Below are 17,362 nucleotides of genomic sequence, written 5' to 3' on the forward strand. Positions count from 1 at the left end.
ATACAAGGATGTTTTCAATAAAAGATAAAGTAATAGTTGTAACAGGAGGTAATGGATTATTAGGAAAGCAGATGGTTTCTACTTTTCGCGAACAAGGAGCAGTCGTTATAGCAGCTGACATTTTTTTTGAGGAACAATATACTTATGATTTCGTAATTGATATCACTAATGAAGATTCAGTAAAGAATGGAATAGCGACTATAGTTGAGAAATACGATCGTATTGATGGCTGGGTAAACAATGCTTACCCTAGAACAAAAGACTGGGGTACTAAATTTGAAGATATACCTCTTGAATCATGGCGTAATAATGTAGATATGCATTTAAATGGGTATTTCCTATGTTGCCAAGTGGTACTGGAGCAAATGAAAAAGCAAGGATTTGGTTCGCTTATTAACATGTCATCTATTTACGGATTAGTCGGGCCTGATTTTACAGTTTATGAAGGTACAGAAATGACTATGCCGGCTGCTTATTCAGCAATCAAAGGCGGACTGAATAATTTAACACGTTATTTAGCTTCGTATTATGGAGTACATCAAATTCGTGTGAATACCGTTTCTCCAGGGGGGATTTTTGATAATCAACCACGATTATTTGTAGATAATTATAACAAGAAAGTTCCAATGAAAAGGATGGGAAATCCTCAGGACATCGTGTCAGCAGCTCTCTATCTTTTAACAGATGAATCTTCATATATAACCGGACATAATCTGGTTGTTGATGGTGGATGGAGTATAATTTAATAAAACTATTTATGAAGAATCTAGTGTATATCGGTTATCAGCCTTTAACACAAAAGGTGATGGAAGATTTTTTTATTAAAGATTTTATCCTCGATGGTTATAATGTTCAATATTGGGACCTATCTGAAATTTATTTTCCGGAAGTTAATTTTTTAAATGCTATTAATGAAAATTGGATTGTAAAAGTATGTGAAATTTCACAATTAAAGAGGCTTCTAGATAACGAAGATGAAGAATGTTTTTACTTTATTAATTTTCCCTATGAATGGTTTGTAATTAAAGTTTTTAAATTACTTACAAAGTATGATGTGAAAACAGGCATAATAGCTAGAGGAATGTTACCATTGCCCTCTTTTAGCTACGATCTATCTTTAACGAATTTTCTGCTGAAATTAAATTTTAAGAAAATTGTTAAGTTCACTCAAAATAAGATTTCATTTTTATTAAAAAAAAATGGATTTATTAAGCCTTTTGATTTAGTGTTTTATACAGGCAATGAGTCACTAAAAATTCTTGGAACTGGTTTTCAAACGGATATAAAATCAGCAAATCTAATTCCAATAAATTCTTCCGATTATGAAAAGTATCTAAAAACTAAATCTACCATTCCAGAATTCGTTGGAAAATATGTAGTTTTTTTAGATGAGTATTTGCCATTTCATCCAGATTGGGAAATGTTTAAAATTGAGACATTAGAGGCTTCAAAATATTACGAGTCCTTAAATAATTTTTTCGCAGAAGTCGAAGAGAAATATGGTCTTAAAGTTATTATTGCAGCTCACCCTAAAGCAGATAAATATAATAAAGAAAATTTTTTTAAAGGGAGAGAGGTTTACTTCGGTAAGACAGTAGAGTTGGTTAAAAATTCAGAATTTGTAATTGCTCACATGAGTACGGCAGTTGGTTTCGCAGCAACCTTTGAAAAAAAAATGATTTTTATCTATACTTATGATCTCTATAGAATAATGAGGTCTCAATATAATATAATTAAATATTTTTCAGAAATATTCAATACGCAGCTAATTAATATAGATTCATTTGTAGTCTCTGAAATTGATACAAAAATTGATAAAAAAAGATATAATAATTTTATTTTTTCTTATATGACAAGCGTAGAAAACAGAGATATAGATTCTTATTCTTTAGTTAAGAGAAATTTTTAATTGTTTATTATACATCAGATATAATTTAGAAAAAAATGGATTATCTAAAAGTTTTATTCTTGTGGTTCATCGTAAAATTACCCTCGGTATTCGGGGGTAATAAAATTAGAAATTTATATTATAAGAGATTTTTTCTTCACTCAGAGTTTGTTATTCCGGAGAATGTAATAATTTCAGACATTAAAAATATAAAAATTGGACGTTCTTTTAGAGTATGTCCATATGTTAAGTTGTTTACGGAAAATAAGGGCTCAATAATCATAGGGAATAATTTTTTCGCAAATTATAATTGTTTTTTTAGCGCAAATAAGGAAGATATTGTAATTGGTGACGATTGTCTTTTGGGCCCTGACGTATTGATAATTAATAGCAATCACGATTTTCAAACAAATATTTTGGTAAGAGAACAAGCTAATCTTGCTAAAAAAATATCAATAGGGAATAATGTTTGGATTGGTGCAAAAAGTGTTATTTTACCTGGTGTTAGCATTGGTGATAATGCTGTTGTAGCTGCCGGTTCAATTGTTAATAAAAGTATTGAAGCTAATACTTTAGTTGGAGGTATTCCAGCAAAAATAATTAAATATATAAAATAAGTTCATCAGTCATCATCAATTTATTCTAGACTCTTAATGCAGCAATCTTATACAAAAAATTACGTTAAAATCTATCTGTGGCAAGGTCTTTCGTTAGTTTTAAATTTTCTTTCGATGTTTATAGTGATACCCTATCTTACATCTGAGCCTACGGTTTATGGTATTTATTCGGTATGTATTTCATTTTCTATATTTCTTGCTTACGCTGACTTAGGTTTTTTGGGAGCGGGTCAAAAATATGCCGCCGAATATTTTGCCAAAGGAAATAGAGAAGAAGAAATTAAAGTTATAGGATTTACCAATTTTATATTGTTAATTTTTTTATTATTATTCTCGCTTGGTTTTTTTATTTTGAGTACACACCCTCAATTATTGGTTAGGGATATTGAGTCAGTTCAACAAGGAAATGTAGCAAGTTCGTTATTATTGATCTTAGCAATTTTTACACCAACTACATTGTTGCAGAGGTTGTTGCAAATGATATTTGGAATTCGAATGGAGGATTTTATAATTCAGCGAAGCAATATTATAGGAAGTGTATTTAAAATTCTTTCAGTCCTGTGGTTTTTTAGAAAAGGACAATATGACATAGTAGGATATTTTCTCTTTACACAAATTATTAATTTAATAGCGACATTAATTACATTATTAATAGCACGAAAAAGATACAATTATAATTTTAGAGGTTTATTTCGTTCTATTTGTTTTAGTAAAGTTGTATTTGCTAAAACCAAATCTTTAGCATTTGCAAGTTTATTTATCACAATTTCATGGATATTGTATTATGAACTCGATTCGGTGGCTATTGGAAAATTGTTAGGAGCGAATCAGGTTGCAATTTACGCTATAGGGTTAATGGTGCTTTCTTTTTTTAGAAGTATTTTAGGAATTCTTTTCTCTCCATTTGGTGTTAGGTTTAACCACTTTATTGGACATGGAGATGAAGAAGGATTAAAATCTTTTTATTTGCAAGTCGTTTCTGTTTTAGCACCGATTGTCGTATTTCCAATAATAATCATTGCTATACTGGCGCGCCCAATTGTGTTTTCATGGGTAGGCTCAGATTATTCAGAATCAATTATTGTTATTCAATTTTTGGTTTTCTGTAATATTTTAGCATTTGTTACTTATCCAACTAATTTCATGTTGATTGCAAAAGAGCGTCAAAAAGTCCTTTATTTGATTAATATATTGTTGCCTTTTGTTTTTTGGATAGGAATAATTGTTACAATTAAATTTTGGGGAGTATACTCTTTTGCTATTTTTAAATTAATAGCTTTTTTATTCTCGGCCGTATATTTCTATAGGCTGATGATAGAATATTTAGACTTAAGATTTATAAATTCTTTAAAGGTTTTTAGCTCAATGTTGTGGCCAGTTTTATTCCTGATTTTAACTTCTTTTGCCATAAAGGATTATTTGCCAGAGGAAAAGTCGAAGATTAACTTATTAGTGATAGCTTTTTTTATCGGTGTATTAATAATGTTTTCTTTTGGAATTCAATATTTTGTGTCGGATAATTGGAGAAAACAAGTAAGGAAAATTTTAGGGCAATTTAAAAAAAAGTAGTTTTATTTAATGCAAAAAACATGGAAAAGAAAAAGATACTCATTTTTAGTGATTGCTACATTTATGGAGGTAGTGAAAAATTAATGGCTTTCTTACTGAAAAATGAAGTTTTAAAACAAAATTATACTCTTTTATATAGTTATAGAACGCATAAAGAGTATGAAGTTGGACTGAAAAACGAAAATATTTCTACAAGAGCAAATAATTTTCCTTTGTTTTTAATGTCTAACAATACTTTATTTTATAAAATTAATTGTCTTAGCATTTCAAAATATTGGAAAGGAGCGATAAAAGTTCCTTTTTTTTTAGCACAAAAATTTAGAATCTATTTTTTATGGAATTTGTTAACTTTTATTTACTTGTTAATTAAAACGAAGCCAGATTTAATTCATGTCAATAATGGAGGATATCCTGGCGCTATAACATGTAATACATTGGTCGTTGCGAATTTTTTGACAATTCGTACTAAGGTTATTTATCAAGTCAATAATCAGGCTTTATCTTGTAACAGTTATTTTGAAAGAATTTATGATAATTTTATTCATAAAAATGTGAATTGTTTTATTAATGCTTCTCTTAGAGCCAAACAGCAGTTAGTTGAAAAACGAAATTTTGATTCCAATAAAGTTTTTTTGGTAGATAACTGTGTGCCCTTACCAAAAGTAAAAATGAATAGAGAACATGTTTTTAAAGAATTAAATATCCCTTTGAATAGCTTTTTGATTGTGGAGGTTGCTTTCCTCTCGGAAAGGAAAGGTCAAAAATTTTTGATAGATGCTCTAAATTCTTTATATAAAAAACAGTTGATTTCGGCCGAAAAAGTATATTGTGCTTTTATAGGTAATGGTGAGCAGGAAGCTTTTTTAAGGAATTATATCAATGAATTAGGTTTAAGCTCCAGTGTTTTTCTTTTGGGATATAGAACTAATAGTGAAGATTTCATCGCAGCTTGCGACTTGTTTGTATTACCTTCTATAAGAGATGAAGATATGCCTTTGGTAGTACTATCCGCTTTAGGATATGGGAAGCCAATTATTTCAACTGATTTTGCAGGGATTTCACAGGTGATAAAAACGAATGTTAATGGGGTATTGATAGAGAACAAGCTTGAGACTTTTACCAATAGTTTAGCAAATGAAGTCTATAGACTATATATTGATAGTGCATTAAGAAAAGAATTGGGTACAAGTGCAAAAAAAACATATGTAAATTTTAGTCCAAAAGCTTATGGAGAGAAATTAAAGCAAATTTATGAGCAAATTTATGCCAGTTAAGGAAACTATATTATTGCTTGGAGGTACAGGATTTATTGGTAAAAATATAATTGATTATATTTTAAATAAGAATGACTTGTCAAATTATCAAATTGTTGTTTTGTCTAGAACTTTTCAAAGCGATACAGTTGCACCAATTGAATATGTTTTTGGGAATTATGAAGATAAGGACGTTTTAATTAGTTTATTCTCGAAATGGAATTTTACAAAAGTATTTCATTGTGCGACTTCAACCACTCCATTGTCTTCAGGGAATAATATTCTTAATGATGTTAGTGGTAATTTAATTGCAACGATTTGTTTATTAGATATAATGAAAGAATATAGATGTAGCTATATTTTGTACTTATCATCTGGAGGTGCTGTGTATGGGGAAAAAAAAATGAACACAATTTCAGAAAATGAAATTTGTTATCCGGTTAGTTCTTATGGAGTTGTAAAGTTAACCATAGAAAATTATTTACGCCTCTACCAAAAACAATATGGAATTAATTACTTGATCTTAAGGGTTTCAAATCCTTTTGGTAAATTTCATGCTTCTGAGAAACAAGGGGTTATTAATATTGCTATAAGAAGAGCATTGAAAAATGAAACTGTTGAGGTTTGGGGTGACGGCACACAGTCTAAAGATTATATTTTTGTGGATGATTTGGTAAAAATTATTTTTAAGTTTCTAAAGCAAGGTGTTGTTAATAAAACGATCAATGTAGGATCGGGAGAAATCCATCAATTAAATAGTATATTGCATACGATTAAATTACATTTGCCAGCTTTAAAAATTAATTATGTTGCTTCAAAAATAACTGATGTAAAAGATTTCTGCTTAGATATTTCATTGATGAAATCATTGGTGAATTTTAAGTTTACAAAATTTGAAAAAGCGATAGAAGATACAATTGAATGGGAAAAATCAAAAACATAAAAAGCAAACTAGAATTATTTAATACAATAAATATATAGATTATGATGAAAACAGTTATATTATGTGGAGGCTATGGAACACGAATTCGTGATGTAGCAGATGATATACCTAAACCAATGATACCTATTGGTGGAAAACCTATTATTTGGCATATTATGAAGACTTATGCATATCATGGGTATCATGATTTTGTATTATGCATGGGGTATAAAAGTGAAGTAATTAAAGATTTTTTTATAAATTATGAACTTAGAACTTCGGATATAACAATAAAGCTAGGTAAAAAATCTGAACAAATTATATCAGAAGCAAGTCATGATGAAGATGGTTGGAAAATAACACTCGCAGAAACTGGGATTAAGGCAATGACTGGAGCGAGAGTTCGGCGTATTAAAAAATATATAGGTGATGATCCATACTTTATGCTAACATATGGAGATGGTGTGGGAGATATTGATATTGAAGCATTAGTTGCTTTTCATAAAAAACATGGAAAAATGGTTACGCTTACAGGTGTAAGACCACCTGGAAGATTTGGAGAGTTGGGTATTGCTGAAGATGGTACAACAATAACTGGTTTTAACGAAAAACCACAAGCAAGTGGAGGTCGTATAAATGGAGGTTATTTTGTTTGCAAAAGAGAATTTTTAGATATACTAAGTGAGGATGAAGATTTAGTTTTAGAACAAGAACCAATGAAAAGGTTGGTTGAATTAGGAGAATTAAAAGTTTTCGAACATGATGGTTTTTGGCAACCAATGGATACTTCTAGAGAATTTTCTTTATTAAATGAACTTTATAATAACAATCAAGCACCATGGGTAAAATGGGAGAAAAAGTAATTTTTGGCGATATATATCGTAATAAAAAAGTTTTAGTTACAGGGAATACTGGTTTTAAAGGATCTTGGCTATGTACTTGGCTAATTGCTTTAGGTGCAGAAGTGTACGGAATCTCTAATGAAATTCCAACTCAACCTTCTATGTTTTCAGAATTGGAATTAGGAGAAAAAATGAATCATTTTTTTGCTGACATTCGTGATTTAGATTCTTTGACCAAAATAATAAACCAGATTGAACCACATTTTGTTTTTCACTTAGCTGCACAGCCTATTGTTTCATTATCTTATCAAGAGCCTATTGATACCATTACGACGAATGTAATGGGGACTGCAAATATTTTAGAGGTTCTACGCAATTATTATAAGCCTTGTTCTGCAATAATTATTACTAGTGACAAATGCTATGATAATGTAGAGTGGATTTACGGTTATAAAGAAACTGATGCGGTTGGAGGAAAAGATATTTATAGTGGTAGTAAAGGTGCAGCAGAATTAATTTTTAAGTCATATTACCACTCATTTTTTAAAAAATCAGATGGCTTAGTTCAAGTAGCTTCAGCTCGTGCAGGAAATGTTATCGGAGGAGGTGATTGGGCATTGGATCGAATAATTCCTGATTGTATGAGATCTTGGAGTGATAAGAAGGTAGTTGAGATTAGGAGCCCTAAAGCTACCAGACCATGGCAACACGTATTAGAACCATTAAGTGGTTATTTGCAATTAGGAGAAAAACTGTATAAAGATCATTCTTTAAATGGCGAAAGTTTTAATTTTGGTCCTAAACCAGAATATAATCATACAGTTCAGGAAATATTAGAAGATATGAGTACTCGTTGGCATTTTCAGGATTCTAAAGATGCTTACAAGGTTACGGGAGATATAAAGTTTTACGAGGCTGGATTGCTGAAACTAAATTGCGATAAGGCTTTGTTTCACTTTCAATGGAAACCAACTCTTGATTATAAAACCTTAATTGAGTTTACAAGTGATTGGTATTATGAGTTTTATGTAGAAAAGAATAAAATGTTTTCATATACAAAATCACAAATTGAGAAATACGAAAATTTAGCAACACTTGCAAATATATCATGGACGAAATAACAATAGAAGGGGTTTTGTTGAGTCCTTTAAAAAAAATTGAACATCCGAAAGGTGATATATTTCATGGTATGAAAAAATCCGACAAAGGATTTTCTGGTTTTGGAGAAGCATATTTCTCAACAATAAATCACAATGATACAAAACCATGGAAAAAACATTTTCAAATGACATTAAATTTTGTTGTTCCAGTAGGAGAAATTCGTTTTGTTATTTATGATGATAGAGTAGGTAGCAAGACAAAAGATCATTTTTTTGATGTAACTCTAGGAAAAAATAATTATCAAAGAATTACAATCCCCCCAGGTCTTTGGGTGGCATTTAATGGTGTAGGGGAAGTATATAACCTACTACTAAATTTAGCTAATTTAGAGCATGATCCTAATGAAATAGAGCGTAAAGAGGCTTTGTCTGAAATTTCTTATTTATGGTAAATAAGAAAATTCTTGTAACTGGAGGAAGTGGATATATTGGTGCAAGGCTTTGTTTATATCTAGTAGAGCACGGATATGTTGTGACACCCCTTTGTTATTCTAATGTACCTTATGATGTAAATTGGGTTTCTAAGATGCATAGAATTGTGGTAGGTGATATTAGAGATGAAAAATTACTTTCTGAGTTAGCAGAGGAAAATTATGATATAGTGATTCATTTGGTATCTCTAGATCATAATCAATCTAATGGTCTGCCATCTAAGGTTAGTGCTTTAAATATTGCACCAGTATGGTCTATACTAGATGCTTTTTCTAAAAAAGGGCTCGAAAAATTTATATATTTTTCTACAGCACAGGTGTATGGAGCACTTAATACTAATATTATTACAGAATCTCATCAAACTAATACTCAAAATGCTTATGGTTTAACACATGATATAGGAGAGGTTATCTGCGAACATTATAACAGGGTTTCTAATGTTGATTGCCGGATTGTTAGACTTTCAAACAGTTATGGTTCTCCAATTTTTAAAGAAAATAACTGTTGGTGGTTGGTCGTTAATGATTTATGTAGGTCAGCTTATAATCATAAGGAAATAGTTTTACAGTCTGATGGTACGCCATTACGAGATTTTATTCATGGATGGGACGTTTGCAATGGTGTTCTGACTATTATTGAGACACATAAAGACTATTCTGTTTATAATTTAAGTTCTGGTGTAACGTTATCTATAATGGAAATTGCTATGAAGATAAAAGCCATATTTTTTGACAGATATAATATTAATTTACCTATAAATGCGAAAAAACGTAGTTCTGAAACAGAAGTTAATAAATATTTGCTAGATAATAGTTTGATTGTAAGTATTGGATTTAAGCCTATGTGGAGTTTAGAAGATGGAATTAATGAACTTTTTGACTATTTAGAAGACAATAATGGATAATAAAGCTCTTTTTTTTTCGATTGTAATACCTACATATAATCGATCATTAGATTTAGTAAGATGCCTAGACTCTTTAGTATCTCAAACTTATAAAAATTTTGAGGTTATTGTTTGTGATAATGCATCTGTAGATAATACTAAAGAAGTAATTGCACAGTATGAAAACATTCTGGATTTGCAACATATTTATTTGGATGTAAACTCTGGCGGACCAGCAAGACCTAGAAATGTTGGTGCAAGACAAGCTAAAGGAGATTGGATTTGTTTTTTAGATTCTGATGATTGGTTTTCAAGTAATAAATTAGAATACATATCAAAATTAACTTTAGATGATCTTGATTTTATTTATCATGATTTGAACATTATTCAAAATGGAGCAATGTTAAGAAAAATGAAATCGAAAAATTTAAGTAAAAAAGATGCTTATCACGATTTGTTATATAGTACGTATGGTATTCCTACATCTTCAGTATGTGTAAGAAAAAAAATATTTAATGATTCTGTAGGTTTTGCAGAATTAAGTGAATTAGTAGGTTTAGAAGATTATCATTTATGGATTGAATTAGCTAAAACAGGCACACGCTTTAAATATATTCCATTATCATTAGGAAATTATTTTTTAGGAAATGAAAATCTTTCATTAAATGACGATGGTCGGATAGTTCGGTATAGATTTTTGTTTCAAAAGTATATTGATGCTGAAAAAAAACGCAAGAGTAAGAAGAAAATTTCAGCTACATTAAATTATCATATAGGTTGGATTTATGCTAATAAAAAAAAGTTAGACAAATCTGGTAGTTTTTTGGTTCATGCTTTTTGTTATGGATCATTTGCTATAAAGTGGGGAGTAATTAGAATTGTTTTGAAAAATTTATTTAAGAAATAGTTTTTTAGTAAAGTGATAAATAGATGAAAAAGGCGGTGATTGCTATAATTTGGTATGTAATTATTTTACATATTTTGATTCCGTATTTATATTATTTTATAGTTGGTTTCACTCCTGTTTATTCAGATATAATAGATTATCCATCTTTAAATAAATCTACTCTAATAATCATTGTTCCATTAATAATTAGTGTTTTTGGTTTAAAATTAATTTCTGCTAAGCATGAATTTGTGATGCCTATTGTCGATGGACGTCCAATAAATTTTTTATATTACTTTTCAGTAGTATTTAAATTAGTAACATTTTATATGACCGGTGGCTTTGAAGGCATGCTATCAGGTGAAAATTCAGGATCATTATCAAATTACATATCGCTATTCCTAAATCCATTTACATTGTTATTGCTTTTATTATTTGTTCAGAAACGAAAATCGAATGTGATTTTCGCAATATTTTTTTATGTTGTATGTGTTTCATTGTCAGGTAGTAGAAGTGGGATAATTTCAATATTTTTTGTTTTGTTTATAGGGATGGCTTTCGAAGTTTTTAAATATTATAAAGTTAAAATACAAAATTTTTTGAAGTTTGGTATGTTATTGGCTCCAATTTTATTTGTATACGTTACAATTTCGCGGGGATTTGATGAAATAGTTGGCTTTGATTTTATAATGAATCAAATAATAGGAAGGATATCAACATTAGAAACTTCTATGTTGCCACTTTATTATCAAAGCCATAATTTAGATTTAACCTTGTTTTATTCTAAATATGATTTTTGGAATCAGTTAAAATTATCTATTGATACTTTATTGCCAGGTCAAATTTTCGAGTTTGATGTTATGCCTAATAATTATTATCGTGCTATATTTATGGGTTACTCGGAATCTTTTGTCTTTGAAAATTATATGTCTGTAAATCTTACACTGCCTATTTATTTATATTTAAAATATGGTTATTTGGGCTTGTTTTTTACTGTTTTATATATTGTAGGTTTTTACAAGTTGTTAGTTATCTTCAGAAATAAACCTTTTGTTATAATAGCTCTATTATCCACCTTTTATAATTTGATTTATTTTTTTGATTGGGTTATGGTTGTTATCACATTATATTCATCTTTTTTAACAATTCTGTTTGTTAAAATGTTTATTCCTGTTTATAAAATAATAGTGCAGATTTTGCAAAAATTAAGACTTTTTAATCCTAATACACAAGAAATTGATAATGTTAGTTAATAAAAGAATACAAAAATGTTAGTTTCCGTAATTATTCCAATGTATAATTCTGAAGTAACTATAGAGGGCTGTATTAATTCAGTAATGAGGCAGACCTATCGCGGTGAAATGGAAATTATTATTGTCAATGATGGCTCAAGAGATAGATCACAGGAAATTGTTGAGTCTCTAATCGAAAATAATAGATCAAAAATTTTAATAAAACTTTTTAATAAAGAAAATGGAGGAGTTTCTTCTGCAAGAAATGTAGGAATGAGAAATGCAAATGGAAATTTTATAGCTTTGCTAGATTCCGATGATTTTTGGGCATTTAATAAATTGGAAAGACAAATGGAAATATTTTCTAAATATCCTGAAATAGATTTTTTAGGAACAAATAGAAACAATGAACATTTGAAACGTTTCCTGTTAAAATTTTTTGATGATGTAACTTATATTAGTGCTAGACTTTTACTTTTGAAATGGTTCTTTATAACTCCAACAGTTGTTTTTAGGAGAGAAGTATTTGATTCTGTTGGTGAATTTGATGAAAGTCAAAAATATGCTGAAGAGGGTAACTATTGGCTTAGAGTATGCAGTGAAAATTGTTGTGCACTTCTCAATGAAAGTCTTGTAACCACTGGCGATGGTAAACCTCATTTTGGTCATTCGGGTTTATCAGGAAATTTACTGGGAATGCAGCAAGGAGAATACAAGAATTTAAAAGATGCGCTTAACTTAAAGATAATTAACAAGATTGAATATGCTCTGTTATTTCTATATTCAACTGCAAAATATTTAAGACGTTTATTAATTGTTAAAATTAGAAACTAAGATATGTATAAAAGATATGGTTTTTTTGGATCTCTCAAGTTATTGGTTTCACTAATATATACTAAATTGTTTTTTAGACAAGCTAGATTAATAAGGCTGCCATTTGATATAAGAAATAGGAAGCACGTAAAATTAGGTAAAAATTTTACAACTGGTAAAGGCTGCCGAATTGAAGCACACTCAGACGGAGATAAAAAAGTAATTTTTATTGGTAAAAATGTGCAAATAAATGATTATGTTCATATTGCAGCAATGAAAAATATAACAATCGGAGATAATGTTTTGATAGCAAGTAAAGTATTTATCTCAGATCTTAACCACGGCAGATATGGCAACGAAGACTTACATGATTCGCCTGATATTCCTCCTAATAATAGAAAATTGTATAGTAAATCTGTTATCATAAAAGATAATGTTTGGCTAGGAGAATTTGTTTCTGTTTTGCCTGGAGTAACTATAGGTAAAGGAACTATTGTTGGAGCAAATTCAGTGGTTTCGAAAGATCTACCAGATTATTCTATAGCAGTTGGAGTACCTGCAAAAGTGATTAAAAAATTTAATTTTAACACTCAAAAATGGGAAAAAGTTTAAATGTTAATTATCAAATGGAAATAAAAATTACCTCCTGTATTGTTTTGTTCAAAAATGATATTAAAATGTTGCAACAGACGATCAGCTCTTTTTTAGAAACTGCATTAAATGTAAAACTCTATTTAGTAGACAATTCTCCAACTAATGAATTGGAAGTACTTGTTACTGATTCTAGAATTGAATATATTCATAACCCTTCTAATCCTGGTTTTGGAGCTTCTCATAATATTGCAATTAAGAAAGCATATGATTTACAGTCAGATTATCATTTAGTTCTTAATCCAGATATTTATTTTGAGAAAGGTACATTAGAATATCTTTGTAGTTTCATGGATTCTAATCTAGAGATTGGACAGGTAATGCCTAGAATTACCTACCCAAATGGCGAATTTCAATATTTATGTAAGACAAATCCTACTTTTTTTGATTTGTTTGCTAGAGGTTTTATGCCTTCATTTTTTAAAAGGATTTTTAAGAAAAGAATGGATAAATATGAATATAAGAATTATGATTATAACAAGATTATATTAGATATACCTTATTTATCAGGATGTTTTATGTTTTTAAGGACTGACGTTCTGGAAAAAGTAGGTTTTTTTGATGATAAAATTTTCATGTATTTAGAAGACGCAGATTTAACAAGAAGGTTTTTAGAAGTTTCTCGAACAGCGTATTATCCAGATGCTCATGTTTTTCATCATTTTGCAAAACTTACTCATAAAAAATTAAAATTTAAATTGATAACAGTTCAAAGTGCTTTTATTTATTTTAATAAATGGGGTTGGTTAAAAAGTATTTATTAGATGACTAAGATATTATTAACTGGTGCAAATGGTTTTTTAGGAAAATCAATTATAAATGAATTGTCAAAAGATGAGGTTAATTTTTTTTGTTTGTCAAGAACTTCTGGAAAGTATTTAATAAGTCTTGAACATAAAATACCTATTTTTGAAGAGACTTTTGATTTAATAATTCATGCTGCTGGAAAAGCACATAGTATTCCAAGGAGCGAAGAAGAAAAAAAACAGTTTCATGATATAAATGTTATTGGGACTAATAATCTTTTACTCGGATTAGAAAAAAAAGAACTCCCTAAACAATTTGTTTTTATCAGCTCCGTTTCAGTTTATGGACAGGAATTTGGCAGAGATATAAAAGAAGAATTTCCATTAGTAGCAAAAGAACCTTATGGAAGAAGTAAAATTGAAGCAGAAAAAATTGTTACAGATTGGTGTATAACAAATAATGTTATTTGCACAATTTTACGTTTACCGTTATTAGTAGGTAAAAATCCTCCAGGCAATTTGGGAGCAATGATTAAAGCAATTAAAAGGGGATATTATTTTAATATTGCTAACGGAAAAGCACGAAAAAGTATGGTATTGACAAAAGATGTAGCCTCATTTATAAGTGTAGTTGCACCTATAGGTGGTGTATTTAACCTAACCGATGGAATCCATCCTAGTTTTTTTGAACTAAGTTATGCTATTTCTAAGAAAAAAAGTTTTAGTTTGCCATTATTTTTAGCAAAAATAGTTGGAAAAATAGGTGATTTGGTAGGTGATAAATCTCCATTAACTTCATTAAAAGTAAATAAAATAACTTCTGATTTAACTTTTGATGATTCAAAAGCGCGTAAGTTATTAAATTGGAAACCAGAGTCAATTATCGATTATCTTAAAACTGAAAGTTTTTAAGGTACGTAATGTAAAGAAATTTTATTTATGAATATATGGAGTATGTAATTATCTTTTTCTTTTTAACAATTTTAATGCTGATTTATTTTAAAGCCGCAAATCATTTTAATATAATCGATAAACCCAATTTAAGAAGTTCACATACTGAAATTACCTTAAGAGGCGGTGGAATTATTTTTTGGTTTTCTGCCTTAATTTATTTTTTGCAAAATATTCAGACCAATTACTTTTTCTTTACTGGGATTACTTTGGTCAGTTTAGTTAGTTTTTGGGATGATATTAAGAGTTTGTCTAACAAAATCAGGATTTCAATTCACTTTTTAGCAATTACCTTGGTTTTTTATGATTTAGATGTATTTACATTAATGCCTTTTTATGGAGTTGCTATTGCCTATATCCTGGCCATAGGATTGATAAATGCTTATAACTTTATGGATGGGATTAATGGTATCACAGGATTGTATACTTTGGTCGTTATGGGCGCATTATTATATGTTAACAAAAACATTCAATTTTTCTTTGATGCTGTTTTTATAAAGTATGCGATGATCGCTAGTTTAGTTTTCTTATTTTTTAACTATAGAAAAAAGGCAAAATGTTTTGCCGGGGATATTGGCAGTATCGCTATTGCTTTTTGGGTTATTTATTTGGTTTTGAAATTGATATTAGTAACAAATTCGCTTGTATGGCTTTTGTTCTTAGCGATCTATGGTGTTGATGCCATTTGTACCATTCTCCATCGATTATACTTAAAACAAAATATTTTCGAAGCACATCGTCTTCATTTGTATCAGGTTTTAAGTAATGAATATAAAATTCAACACCGTTTGGTGTCTTTATACTACGCAATCGCTCAAAGTGCAGTTTCAGCTTTAGTTATATTTTTATATAAAAGAGTTAATGATATCCTATTATTTGTAATTGTGATGTCACCATTACTTTTATTATATACCATTAAGTTTTATTTGTTAAATAAAAGCGATTTAAAATTAAAGGCATGATTCCAAAAATAATTCAGGGAGGTAATTTCTCCGATCATCGCGGAACTATTTCATATGTTAATGATTTTAAGTTTAAGGATATCGAGAGATTCTACATCATTGGTAATTCTGATGAGAATCCTATTCGTGCCTGGCAAGGACACAAATTAGATGTTAAAAATTTCTATTGCTTAACTGGTTCTTTCAATATACATTTTGTAAAAATTGATAATTGGGAAAATCCTGCGAAAGAATTAACGGTGGAAACCATTTTTGTTTCTGCAGATGATAGTAAAATAGTGCATATTCCGGCAGGTTATGCTAATGCTATAGAATCTTTAGAGAATAATTCAAAACTAATTTCTTTTTCAACATTGCCGCTTGCAAATGTTGGTGACGATGATATTCGTTATGCTTCAGATTATTGGAAAATTAATGCATAATAAACGAATTTATTTATCCTTATCTGAACAAAGCGGCTTTGAACAAGAGTATATTTAAAAAGCTTTACAAACAAATTGGATCAATTCCGGCGGACCAAATGTAAATGAATTTGAAAGTGCTTTAGAAAATTATCTTGGTAAGAAATCATTTGTCTCTGCACTCAATTCAGGTACATCGGCTATTCATTTAGCATTACTTTTGTTAGGAGTAAAGGAAGGAGATGAGATTATTTGTCAAACTATGACTTTTTCGGCTTCGGCCAATCCAATTCTGTATCAGGGATCCATCTCAATTTTTGTAGACAGCGAATTGGACACCTGGAATATTTGTCCTGAAAATTTCGAAATTGCAATTAAAGATAGAATTAAAATAGGCAAAAAGCCAAAAGCAATTATAGCAGTACATCTTTATGGGAATCCTTGTAAAGTGAATGAAATTTATGCTATTGCTGATAAGTATGATATTCCAATTATTGAAGATAGTGCTGAAGCTTTGGGAAGTTCTTATAAAGGGAAGAAATGCGGGAGCTTTGGAGATTTTGGAATATTTTCATTCAATGGAAATAAAATAATTACAACATCAAGTGGAGGCGCTTTAATCACTAATTCAAAAGAATTAAAAAACAGAGCCATTTTTTATGCAGCACAATCTAAAGACGAAGCGGTACACTACCAACATAGTCAGATAGGGTATAAGTACCGAATGATTAATATTTGTGCCGGAGTGGGATTGGGGCAGATGAAAATTTTAGATAAAAATGTAGATTCCAGAAGAAAGATAAATAGTTTTTACAAGGAGATATTTAGGTATATTGATGGAGTAGATGTTTTTGAGAGTATTAATGAAAATTATTTTTCGAACTATTGTTTAAGTACTATTCTGGTTGAACCTTATAAAAATAGAAATAAAGAAAGTTTGAGACTTGCACTTGAAAATGCAAATATAGAAAGTCGCCCACTTTGGAAACCGACGCATTTACAGCCAACTTTTAAAAAATACCCCTATTACGGTAGTAAGATTGCCGAAACTTTATTTGAAAAAGGATTATGCTTACCCTCGGGATCAAATTTGTCGATAGAAGATAAAAAGAGAATTAGAGAAGTTATAGTTGACTTTTTTAAAAAATAAATAT

At 29.5% G+C, this 17,362-nt stretch carries 18 protein-coding genes and 1 pseudogene; all 19 read left to right on the forward strand.

From position 1 onward, the window contains the following. Positions 1-8: 8 nt before the first annotated feature. Positions 9-746 (forward strand): oxidoreductase, encoded by a 738-nt coding sequence (locus ACQKCJ_RS08330; protein WP_427401771.1) that lies wholly within the window; start codon positions 9-11, stop codon positions 744-746. 11 nt (positions 747-757) lie between these two features. Further along, positions 758-1,909: a hypothetical protein gene (locus tag ACQKCJ_RS08335; protein WP_427401772.1), complete on the forward strand. Its 1,152-nt coding sequence runs from the start codon at positions 758-760 to the stop codon at positions 1,907-1,909. A 35-nt stretch (positions 1,910-1,944) separates the two neighbouring features. Then, positions 1,945-2,505, forward strand: coding sequence for an acyltransferase (locus ACQKCJ_RS08340; RefSeq protein ID WP_427401773.1), 561 nt, complete (start codon positions 1,945-1,947; stop codon positions 2,503-2,505). 114 nt (positions 2,506-2,619) lie between these two features. Continuing rightward, on the forward strand, positions 2,620-4,074 hold the full coding sequence (locus tag ACQKCJ_RS08345) for a lipopolysaccharide biosynthesis protein (protein WP_427401774.1): 1,455 nt from the start codon (positions 2,620-2,622) through the stop codon (positions 4,072-4,074). 20 nt (positions 4,075-4,094) lie between these two features. Continuing rightward, positions 4,095-5,348, forward strand: a complete 1,254-nt coding sequence (locus ACQKCJ_RS08350; RefSeq protein ID WP_427401775.1) for a glycosyltransferase — start codon at positions 4,095-4,097, stop codon at positions 5,346-5,348. After that, positions 5,326-6,270 (forward strand): NAD-dependent epimerase/dehydratase family protein, encoded by a 945-nt coding sequence (locus tag ACQKCJ_RS08355; protein ID WP_427401776.1) that lies wholly within the window; start codon positions 5,326-5,328, stop codon positions 6,268-6,270. The genes ACQKCJ_RS08350 and ACQKCJ_RS08355 overlap by 23 nt, the downstream gene beginning before the upstream one ends. Positions 6,271-6,311: 41 nt before the next feature. After that, positions 6,312-7,112, forward strand: a complete 801-nt coding sequence (rfbF, locus tag ACQKCJ_RS08360) for a glucose-1-phosphate cytidylyltransferase (RefSeq protein WP_427401777.1) — start codon at positions 6,312-6,314, stop codon at positions 7,110-7,112. Continuing rightward, positions 7,088-8,212, forward strand: coding sequence for a CDP-glucose 4,6-dehydratase (rfbG, locus tag ACQKCJ_RS08365; RefSeq protein WP_427401778.1), 1,125 nt, complete (start codon positions 7,088-7,090; stop codon positions 8,210-8,212). The genes rfbF and rfbG overlap by 25 nt, the downstream gene beginning before the upstream one ends. After that, entirely contained in the window at positions 8,200-8,643 is a 444-nt protein-coding gene (locus ACQKCJ_RS08370) for a hypothetical protein (RefSeq protein WP_427401779.1), read from the forward strand. The genes rfbG and ACQKCJ_RS08370 overlap by 13 nt, the downstream gene beginning before the upstream one ends. Next, entirely contained in the window at positions 8,637-9,587 is a 951-nt protein-coding gene (locus ACQKCJ_RS08375) for an NAD-dependent epimerase/dehydratase family protein (protein WP_427401780.1), read from the forward strand. Before ACQKCJ_RS08370 ends, ACQKCJ_RS08375 begins: the two co-directional genes overlap by 7 nt. Further along, complete coding sequence (locus tag ACQKCJ_RS08380) at positions 9,580-10,473, forward strand: glycosyltransferase family 2 protein (protein ID WP_427401781.1); 894 nt, start codon at positions 9,580-9,582, stop codon at positions 10,471-10,473. The genes ACQKCJ_RS08375 and ACQKCJ_RS08380 overlap by 8 nt, the downstream gene beginning before the upstream one ends. Before the next feature lie 23 nt (positions 10,474-10,496). Next, positions 10,497-11,705: a hypothetical protein gene (locus ACQKCJ_RS08385; protein WP_427401782.1), complete on the forward strand. Its 1,209-nt coding sequence runs from the start codon at positions 10,497-10,499 to the stop codon at positions 11,703-11,705. Between the two features lie 15 nt (positions 11,706-11,720). After that, positions 11,721-12,518 carry a glycosyltransferase family 2 protein gene (locus tag ACQKCJ_RS08390; RefSeq protein ID WP_427401783.1) on the forward strand — a complete coding sequence of 266 codons (798 nt, stop codon included), beginning with the start codon at positions 11,721-11,723 and terminating at the stop codon, positions 12,516-12,518. Between the two features lie 3 nt (positions 12,519-12,521). Next, complete coding sequence (locus ACQKCJ_RS08395) at positions 12,522-13,109, forward strand: acetyltransferase (protein WP_427401784.1); 588 nt, start codon at positions 12,522-12,524, stop codon at positions 13,107-13,109. After that, on the forward strand, positions 13,094-13,912 hold the full coding sequence (locus tag ACQKCJ_RS08400; protein WP_427401785.1) for a glycosyltransferase: 819 nt from the start codon (positions 13,094-13,096) through the stop codon (positions 13,910-13,912). The genes ACQKCJ_RS08395 and ACQKCJ_RS08400 overlap by 16 nt, the downstream gene beginning before the upstream one ends. Further along, positions 13,913-14,806, forward strand: coding sequence for an NAD-dependent epimerase/dehydratase family protein (locus tag ACQKCJ_RS08405; RefSeq protein WP_427401786.1), 894 nt, complete (start codon positions 13,913-13,915; stop codon positions 14,804-14,806). Positions 14,807-14,841: 35 nt separating this feature from the next. Beyond that, on the forward strand, positions 14,842-15,807 hold the full coding sequence (locus ACQKCJ_RS08410; RefSeq protein ID WP_427401787.1) for an MraY family glycosyltransferase: 966 nt from the start codon (positions 14,842-14,844) through the stop codon (positions 15,805-15,807). After that, positions 15,804-16,229, forward strand: coding sequence for a hypothetical protein (locus ACQKCJ_RS08415; protein ID WP_427401788.1), 426 nt, complete (start codon positions 15,804-15,806; stop codon positions 16,227-16,229). The genes ACQKCJ_RS08410 and ACQKCJ_RS08415 overlap by 4 nt, the downstream gene beginning before the upstream one ends. A 73-nt stretch (positions 16,230-16,302) precedes the next feature. Further along, positions 16,303-17,358: pseudogene (locus ACQKCJ_RS08420) on the forward strand (DegT/DnrJ/EryC1/StrS family aminotransferase); the annotation flags it as partial. Between the last annotated feature and the right edge of the window lie 4 nt (positions 17,359-17,362).

Origin of the sequence: Flavobacterium sp. NPDC079362 (genome assembly GCF_050267765.1) — a bacterium.
GTDB classification, from domain to species: domain Bacteria; phylum Bacteroidota; class Bacteroidia; order Flavobacteriales; family Flavobacteriaceae; genus Flavobacterium; species Flavobacterium azizsancarii.

Bases quoted from the DNA above. Each gene is read 5' to 3' on its own strand.
- ACQKCJ_RS08330 (WP_427401771.1), top strand. From the start codon at position 9: ATGTTTTCAATAAAAGATAAAGTAATAGTTGTAACAGGAGGTAATGGA.
- ACQKCJ_RS08335 (WP_427401772.1), top strand. From the start codon at position 758: ATGAAGAATCTAGTGTATATCGGTTATCAGCCTTTAACACAAAAGGTG.
- ACQKCJ_RS08340 (WP_427401773.1), top strand. From the start codon at position 1,945: ATGGATTATCTAAAAGTTTTATTCTTGTGGTTCATCGTAAAATTACCC.
- ACQKCJ_RS08345 (WP_427401774.1), top strand. From the start codon at position 2,620: ATGTTTATAGTGATACCCTATCTTACATCTGAGCCTACGGTTTATGGT.
- ACQKCJ_RS08350 (WP_427401775.1), top strand. From the start codon at position 4,095: ATGGAAAAGAAAAAGATACTCATTTTTAGTGATTGCTACATTTATGGA.
- ACQKCJ_RS08355 (WP_427401776.1), top strand. From the start codon at position 5,326: ATGAGCAAATTTATGCCAGTTAAGGAAACTATATTATTGCTTGGAGGT.
- rfbF (WP_427401777.1), top strand. From the start codon at position 6,312: ATGATGAAAACAGTTATATTATGTGGAGGCTATGGAACACGAATTCGT.
- rfbG (WP_427401778.1), top strand. From the start codon at position 7,088: ATGGGTAAAATGGGAGAAAAAGTAATTTTTGGCGATATATATCGTAAT.
- ACQKCJ_RS08370 (WP_427401779.1), top strand. From the start codon at position 8,200: ATGGACGAAATAACAATAGAAGGGGTTTTGTTGAGTCCTTTAAAAAAA.
- ACQKCJ_RS08375 (WP_427401780.1), top strand. From the start codon at position 8,637: ATGGTAAATAAGAAAATTCTTGTAACTGGAGGAAGTGGATATATTGGT.
- ACQKCJ_RS08380 (WP_427401781.1), top strand. From the start codon at position 9,580: ATGGATAATAAAGCTCTTTTTTTTTCGATTGTAATACCTACATATAAT.
- ACQKCJ_RS08385 (WP_427401782.1), top strand. From the start codon at position 10,497: ATGAAAAAGGCGGTGATTGCTATAATTTGGTATGTAATTATTTTACAT.
- ACQKCJ_RS08390 (WP_427401783.1), top strand. From the start codon at position 11,721: ATGTTAGTTTCCGTAATTATTCCAATGTATAATTCTGAAGTAACTATA.
- ACQKCJ_RS08395 (WP_427401784.1), top strand. From the start codon at position 12,522: ATGTATAAAAGATATGGTTTTTTTGGATCTCTCAAGTTATTGGTTTCA.
- ACQKCJ_RS08400 (WP_427401785.1), top strand. From the start codon at position 13,094: ATGGGAAAAAGTTTAAATGTTAATTATCAAATGGAAATAAAAATTACC.
- ACQKCJ_RS08405 (WP_427401786.1), top strand. From the start codon at position 13,913: ATGACTAAGATATTATTAACTGGTGCAAATGGTTTTTTAGGAAAATCA.
- ACQKCJ_RS08410 (WP_427401787.1), top strand. From the start codon at position 14,842: ATGGAGTATGTAATTATCTTTTTCTTTTTAACAATTTTAATGCTGATT.
- ACQKCJ_RS08415 (WP_427401788.1), top strand. From the start codon at position 15,804: ATGATTCCAAAAATAATTCAGGGAGGTAATTTCTCCGATCATCGCGGA.